Origin of the sequence: Teichococcus aestuarii (assembly GCF_042651065.1) — a bacterium.
GTDB lineage: Bacteria > Pseudomonadota > Alphaproteobacteria > Acetobacterales > Acetobacteraceae > Pseudoroseomonas > Pseudoroseomonas aestuarii.
This window is the reverse complement of record NZ_JBHSCH010000020.1, coordinates 57,850-63,890: the sequence shown is the minus strand read 5'-3', so window position 1 is coordinate 63,890 and position 6,041 is coordinate 57,850. Positions and strand designations below refer to the sequence as shown.

General features: G+C 75.1%; 6 protein-coding genes. 3 read left to right on the top strand and 3 right to left on the bottom strand.

What is annotated here, in order from left to right; genetic code table 11:
- Nucleotides 1–173: 173 nt before the first annotated feature.
- From ACFOY6_RS10450 to ACFOY6_RS10440, 3 genes are read left to right on the top strand one after another with little or no spacing between them, the layout of a single operon-like run.
- Nucleotides 174–467, top strand: coding sequence for a (2Fe-2S)-binding protein (locus ACFOY6_RS10450; protein ID WP_379650573.1), 294 nt, complete (start codon nucleotides 174–176; stop codon nucleotides 465–467).
- A complete protein-coding gene (locus tag ACFOY6_RS10445) occupies nucleotides 464–1,075 on the top strand; it encodes a hypothetical protein (protein WP_379650571.1) in 612 nt (203 codons plus the stop codon). Before ACFOY6_RS10450 ends, ACFOY6_RS10445 begins: the two co-directional genes overlap by 4 nt.
- Nucleotides 1,072–2,226, top strand: a complete 1,155-nt coding sequence (locus tag ACFOY6_RS10440) for an NAD(P)/FAD-dependent oxidoreductase (protein ID WP_379650569.1) — start codon at nucleotides 1,072–1,074, stop codon at nucleotides 2,224–2,226. The genes ACFOY6_RS10445 and ACFOY6_RS10440 overlap by 4 nt, the downstream gene beginning before the upstream one ends.
- Nucleotides 2,227–2,329: 103 nt before the next feature.
- Here ACFOY6_RS10440 and ACFOY6_RS10435 read toward each other — a convergent pair whose 3' ends face one another.
- From ACFOY6_RS10435 to ACFOY6_RS10425, 3 genes are all read right to left on the bottom strand, one after another.
- Nucleotides 2,330–3,313, bottom strand: coding sequence for a Bug family tripartite tricarboxylate transporter substrate binding protein (locus ACFOY6_RS10435; protein WP_379640889.1), 984 nt, complete (start codon nucleotides 3,311–3,313; stop codon nucleotides 2,330–2,332).
- A gap of 50 nt (nucleotides 3,314–3,363) precedes the next feature.
- Nucleotides 3,364–4,362 (bottom strand): Bug family tripartite tricarboxylate transporter substrate binding protein, encoded by a 999-nt coding sequence (locus ACFOY6_RS10430; RefSeq protein ID WP_379650567.1) that lies wholly within the window; start codon nucleotides 4,360–4,362, stop codon nucleotides 3,364–3,366.
- Between the two features lie 76 nt (nucleotides 4,363–4,438).
- A complete protein-coding gene (locus ACFOY6_RS10425; protein WP_379650565.1) occupies nucleotides 4,439–6,022 on the bottom strand; it encodes an acyl-CoA carboxylase subunit beta in 1,584 nt (527 codons plus the stop codon).
- Between the last annotated feature and the right edge of the window lie 19 nt (nucleotides 6,023–6,041).

The following is a 6,041-nucleotide window of genomic DNA, read 5'->3' as shown; positions in this document are numbered from 1 at the left end:
GGTCGCAGGCGGCGGCGTAGGCCGCCAGCCTCGCCGCGCCGGATGCCGCCGACCGCGCGGGCAAGCTGGACGCCGGCGCGCGTGACCGCCGCGCCGCGCCGCACCGGGCGACGCTGGCCGAGGCCCTGGCGCTGCGTCCCTTCCTCGATGCGCTCTACGCCCCGGCGCCCGAGGTGCTGGCGCCGCGCGACGACGCCACCATCGTCTGCCGCTGCGAGGAGATCACCGCCGGGCAGGTGCGGCAGGCGGCGCGGCTCGGCGCCACGGGGCCGAACCAGGTGAAGGCCTATCTGCGCGCCGGTATGGGGCCGTGCCAGGGGCGGATGTGCGGCACCACCGTCGCCGCGCTGATCGCCGAGACGCGCGGCGCCTCGATGGAGGAGACCGGCGTGCTGCGCCCCCGCGCCCCCTACAAGCCCATCACCGTGGGCGAGCTGGCCGACCTGCCGGAGGAGGAGCTGGCGTGAGCGTGGTCATCATCGGCGGCGGCCCGGCCGGGCGCGCGGCGCTCGCCCTGCTGCCGGGGGCGCGGCTGGTGGCGCGGCGGGTGGCCACCGCCTGGCACGCCACGCCGGGCCGGATCTGGGTGGAGGATGCGTCCGGCGTGCATGCCCTGCCCTTCACCCGCCTCCTCCTCTGCGCCGACGAGCCGCTGCTGCTGCTGGCCCTGGGCTGCGCCTTCGCCCATGGCCGCCCGGTGGTGGACGGGCGCGGCGAGACCTCGGTGCCCGGCATCTTCGCCGCCGGCGCCATCCTCGGCGCGGCGACGCCCGAGGCTGCGGCCCTTCAGGCGGGCATCGCCGCCCGCGCCCTGGCCGGGCTGCAGGTGCAGGGCGCCATCGCCCAGCCCCCGCCCCGCCCCCTGCCCGAGGCACCCCGGCGCGACCCCGGCGCCATGGCCGCGCTGCTCGCCACCCCGCCCGGGCCGGCGCGCAACGCCGCCGCCCTGGCCGAGGCGCTGCGGCAATCGCCGCCCGCGCCGGCGAGGCCGGTGGGCTTCGCCGCGCTGGCCGCCCTGGCCGGCGCCCCTCCCGATCCCCTCCCCGCCCAGGCCGACCAGGAGGCGCTGGCATGAGCAACCCGGATGTGCTGGTCATCGGCGGCGGGCTGCACGGGCTTTCGGCGGCGCTGCACCTGGCGCGGCGCGGCCGCCGCGTGCGGGTGCTGGAGAAGGAGGTGGCCGGCGCCCATGCCTCCGGCTTCTCGGCCGGCGGGGTGCGCACGCTGGGGCGGCACCCGGCGGAAGTGCCGCTGGCCCTGGCGGCGCTGGATCTCTGGCACGGCATCGCCGCCCTGGTGGGCGAGGATTGCGGCTTCCAGGCCACCGGCCAGATCAAGGTGGCCGAGGATGCCGCCGAGCTGGCCGTGCTGGAGCGGCGCGTGGCCGCGATGCGCGCGCAGGGCCATGCCCATGAGGAGCTGATCGGGCCGGAGGCGCTGCGCCGCTGGCTGCCGGCGCTGGCGCCGCATTGCGTGGGCGGCATCCTCTGCCGTCGGGACGGCTTTGCCGAACCCTACCGCACCATCCTCGCCTTCCGCCGCGCCGCCCTGGCGCTGGGGGCGGAGGTGGTGGAGGGCGCCCGCGTCACCGCGCTGGAGCGGCACGGCGGCCTCTGGCACCTTCGCTGCGCCGATGGCGCCCGCCATGCCGCACCTGTGCTGGTGAACGCCGCCGGCGCCTGGGCCGGCCGCGTGGCGCGCGCCGCGGGCGAGGACATCCCGCTCGGCTTCAACGCCTTCATGATGATGCTGACGGCGCCGATGGCCCCCTTCGTCGCCCCCGTGGTGGGCGCGACGGGCCGGCCCATCTCCTTCAAGCAGAGCGCCTCCGGCCAGGTGATGATCGGCGGCGGGCACAAGGGCGTGGCTGACCTCTCCACAGGCCGGGTGACGCTGGACGTGGAGCGCCTCGCCTTCTCCGCGCGCACCGCGCTGGAGCTGTTCCCCATCCTGGCGGAGACGCGCATGGTCCATGCCTGGGCCGGCATCGAGGGCGTGCTGCCGGACGACATCCCCGTCATCGGCCGCTCCGCCGTGGCGGAGGGGCTGGTGCACGCCTTCGGCTTCTGCGGCCATGGCTTCGCCATCGCGCCGCTTATCGGCGGCATCGTCGCCGATCTGGTAGTCTCGGGCGGCACCAGCCATCCCATCGCCGCCTTCGCACCGGACCGCTTCGGGCGGGCGGCGGCCGAGGCCGGGGCGGCGCTGCCCCAGCCCGCCGGGTAGTGTCAATCCTTTAAGAACAATCTTTTAAGAGCCGTTCTGGATTCCTGACATAAGAAAGATCCTGGCGCGCTGGATGCATCCAACCGGCGCGCCAGGGACGGGCTCAGTCCACCCGGACCTTGGCCGCCGAGATCACCTCGCCCCAGGCGCGCCGATCCTGCTCGATGCGGGCGGCGAAGGCGGCGGGTTCCTCGAAGCGCGGCGTCAGCCCGTTCTCGCGCAGGCGCTGCTGCAGGGTCTTGTCCTGCAGCGCCGTCTCCACCGCCCGGGCCCAGGCCCGGATCGCCGGCTCCGCCATGCCGCTGGCGCCGCAGAGGCCGAACCAGCCTACCACCTCCAGCCCCGGCACCGTGTCGGAGAGCAGCGGCGTCTCCGGGAAGGCGGGCTTCATCGAGGCGTCGCCCAGCGCTACCAGGCGCAGCTCGCCGCCGCGGATCTGCCCCACCACGTCGCCCAGGTTGGTCACCATGAAGTCGGCGCGGCCGGCCATCACGTCCATCGCCGCCGGCGCGGCGCCGCGATAGGGCACGTGCAGCATCTGCACCCCGGCCATGCGCTGCAGCCGCTCGCCCGTCAGGTGCTGCGCCGTGCCGATGCCGGCGCTGGCGTAGCTGATGGCGTTGGGCTTCGCCTTCGCCGCCTTCAGCACACCGGCCATGTCCTGGTAGGGGCCGCGCGCCCGCACCACGGCGCCGTAGCTGGAGAGCGCCACATTGGCCACCGGCACCAGGTCCTTGCGCGGGTCCACCGGCATGATCATGCCGGGCAGCTCGGGGCTGATGGTCATGGTGCCCATCGGGCACTGGAACAGCATCGAGCCATCCGCGGGGCCGCGCACCACCGCATCGGCGGCGAGGAAGCCATTGGCGCCGGTGCGGTTCTCCACCACCACCCGGCGGCCTGTGACGGCGCCGACGCCATCGGCGATCAGCCGCGCCACCAGGTCTGAGGTGCCGCCCGCGGCGAAGCCGGCCATGATGTGCAGCGTGCGGTCCGGCAGCGCCGCCTCGGGCGCCTGGGCGCGGGAGGGTGCGGGGGCGGCGGCGAGGGTAACGGCGAGGGCGGCCGGCAGCAGGTGTCGCAGCATGGCGGTGGTCCTCCTGAGGGATGGTGGGTCTGGGATCCTGCGGCGCGCGCTCATTCGACGCGGATGCCGCCGGCGCGGATCACCGCGCCCCAGTCGCGGTGGTCCTGGGCGATGGTCTCGGCGAAGCGCGCCGGCTCCTCCAGGCGCGGGGTCAGCCCCAGCTCCTGCAGGCGCCGTCGCATCTCCGGCGTGTCCATGCCCTGGCGCACCGCCGCGGCCCAGCGTGCCACCAGCCCGGCCGGCATGCCGCGCGGGCCGCACAGGCCGAACCAGCCGCTGACGGCATAGCCTGGCACCGTGGCCGAGATCTGCGGCGCCTCCGGGAAGAGCGGCGAGCCGATGCCGTCGGCGAAGGCCAGCAGGCGCAGCCCGCCGCCCTGGATCTGCGCCACCACGTCGCCAAGGTTGGTGATGATGGTGTCGGCCCGGCCGGCCACCACGTCCACCACGCCCAGCGCGGCGCCGCGATAGGGCACGTGCACCAGGCCGAGCCCCGCCTGCTGCGCCAGCCGCGCGCCGGAGAGGTGGGAGACGGAGCCGATGCCGGCGCTGGCGTAGCTCAGCCGCCCCGGCTGCCGCCGCGCCGCCGCCAGGAAGCCCGCCACGTCCTGGTACGGGGATTGCGCGGCCACCACCATGACCTGGGTGGAGTGTGCCACGTTGACGATCGGCACCAGCTCCTGGGCGGGGTCGAGCGGCATCTGCGCGCCGGGCAGCTGCGGCGTGATGGTGAGCAGGCCGGTGGCGCATTGCAGCACCGTGTGGCCATCCGGCGCCGCGCGGGCCACCGCCTCGGCGGCGATCGCGCCATTGGCGCCGGTGCGGTTCTCGACCACCGGCCGCTGGCCGAAGGCGGGGGCCACCGCCTCGGCCACGAGCCGCGCCACGATGTCGCTGGTGCCGCCGGGCGCGAAGCCGCCGATGATGCGCGGCGGCCGGTCGGGGAAGGCCCCCTCGGCCGCCCGGGAAAGCGCCAGGGGGGCGGACGCCAGCAGGGCGGCCAGACCCAGCACCCTGGCCGTGCCGGCCAGGGCGGTGAACATCCTCATCGCGGATCCTCCCGGGGCGGCCCTGCATGGGAGCCGCCCTCTTCCGGTAAACCGCCGCCCGGCCGGGCGGCGGAGCTCAGGGCCGCATCTGGAACCGCCCGGGCTGCGCCGCGCGCAGCGGCCCGGCCAGCTGCGTGAACTCGCAGAGCAGCCGCCGCGTCTCGCGCGGGTCGATGATCTCCTCCACCCAGAAGGTCTCGGCCGTGCGGAAGGGCGAGCGGAGCAGCCCCAGCCTGTGCTCGATCTCGGCGAGCTTGGCGGCCGGGTCGGGCGCCGCCTCGATCTCGGCGCGGTAGGCGGCCTCGATGCCGCCCTCCAGCGGCAGCGAGCCCCAGCGCGCCGAGAGCCAGGCATAGCGCAGCGAGAGCCGCCCCGCCGGCGTGTGCGCCGCCCCCGCCACGCCGAAGGCGTTGCGGATGATGATGCTGCACCAGGGCACGGTGGTCTGGTTCATCGTCGCCATGGCGCGCACGCCGTGGCGGATGGTGGCGGCGCGCTCCGCCTCCAGCCCGATCATGAAGCCGGGGCAGTCCACCAGATAGACCACGGGCAGGCGGAAGGTCTCCGCCATGTCGAGGAAGCGCACCACCTTCTGGCAGGTCTCGGCCGTCCAGGAGCCGCCGTAGAAATACGGGTCGCTCGCCATCAGCGCCACGGCGCGGCCGCCGAAGCGGGCGAAGCCGGTGATCAGCGAGCGGCCGAACATCTTCCCCTGTTCGAAGAAGCTGCCCTGGTCGACGACGGCCTCGATGATCTGGCGCATCTGGTAGACGCGCCGCTTGTCGCGCGGGACGATGGAGAAGAGCTTCTCCTCACGCCGCCCGGGATCGTCCTGGCAGGCGGTATCGGGCGGCAGGCCGTGCACCGAGGAGGGCAGGTAGGAGAGGAAGCGGCGGGCGCAGTCGAAGGCCTCCTCCTCCGTCTCCACCGCATGGTCCACGGCGCCGGACCTGGTCTGGATCTCCCAGCCGCCCAGCTCCTGCTTGGTGAGGTCCTGGCCGAGCCGCTTCACCACCGGCGGGCCGGCGACGAACATGGCGGCGCTCTTGGTCATCACCGAGTAGTGGCTGGCGGCCAGCCGCGCCGCGCCGAGGCCTGCCACCGAACCGAGCCCGAGCCCCACCACCGGCACGGCGCTGAGGTTGAGCGTGGTGTAGTGGAACAGGCCGGTGCCGCCGACGCCCCCCGGCAGGTTGGCCCGCCCCGTGGTCTCGATGGTCTTCACCGAGCCGCCGCCGCCCGAGCCCTCGATGACGCGGATGATGGGCAGGCGGTATTCATGGGCCATCCGCTCGGCCATCAGCGGCTTCTCGCGGATGGTGGCGTCGGCCGAGCCGCCGCGCACGGTGAAGTCGTCCCCGACCACCACCACCGGGCGGCCGTCGATCTCGGCGCGGCCGAAGACGCAGTTGGAGGGGACGAGCTGGCGCAGCGTGCCGTCCGGCTCGTATTCCGCGCGGCCGGCGATGGCGCCGATCTCGTGGAAGCTGCCGGGATCGGCCAGGCGGTCCACCCGCTCGCGCACCGTCAGGCGGCCGCCCTCGTGCTGGCGGCGCACCTTGTCGGCGCCGCCCATCTGCTGCGCCATGGCCTCGCGCCGGCGCAGCTCGTCCAGCTCGGGCTGCCAGTTGCTGGCGGGGGGCGTGTGGGTATCGGGCATCGGGGGGCGCTCCTGTTCG

What these genes read in the sequence shown, in the direction of transcription:
- ACFOY6_RS10425 (WP_379650565.1), bottom strand. Translation starts at nt 6,022, where the DNA reads ATGCCCGATACCCACACGCCCCCCGCCAGCAACTGGCAGCCCGAGCTG.
- ACFOY6_RS10440 (WP_379650569.1), top strand. Translation starts at nt 1,072, where the DNA reads ATGAGCAACCCGGATGTGCTGGTCATCGGCGGCGGGCTGCACGGGCTT.
- ACFOY6_RS10430 (WP_379650567.1), bottom strand. Translation starts at nt 4,362, where the DNA reads ATGAGGATGTTCACCGCCCTGGCCGGCACGGCCAGGGTGCTGGGTCTG.
- ACFOY6_RS10435 (WP_379640889.1), bottom strand. Translation starts at nt 3,313, where the DNA reads ATGCTGCGACACCTGCTGCCGGCCGCCCTCGCCGTTACCCTCGCCGCC.